Raw genomic sequence first — 316 nt, forward strand, 5'->3', positions numbered from 1 at the left:
GCCGAGAACACGCCGATCATGATCCCGGACAGGATCAGGAAGGCCGCCAGGTACTGCGCGACGTTCTCGGTGATCACCTCCCACGCGGCGATCACGACGATCACCGTGATCAGCGCGGTCAGCACGACGAACCACATCGAGATGCCGTCGACGCCGAGGTGGTACGAGATGTTGAAGCGTTCGATCCAGGTCGATTGCTCGACGAACTGCAGCGCGGCCGTGCTCGAATCGAAGCCGGTGATCAGCGGCAGCGTGACCGCGAGGCCCAGCAGCGAGCCGATCAGCGCGAGCCAGCGGGCCGCCCCCGGGGTTTTGT

1 pseudogene is annotated in these 316 nt (G+C 65.2%); it reads right to left on the reverse strand.

What is annotated here, in order from left to right:
- A pseudogene (locus SB816_RS30635) lies at window positions 1-316 on the reverse strand (NADH-quinone oxidoreductase subunit M); the annotation flags it as partial.

Origin of the sequence: Achromobacter sp. SIMBA_011 (assembly GCF_046535435.1) — a bacterium.
In the GTDB taxonomy this organism is placed as follows: domain Bacteria; phylum Pseudomonadota; class Gammaproteobacteria; order Burkholderiales; family Burkholderiaceae_B; genus Achromobacter; species Achromobacter dolens.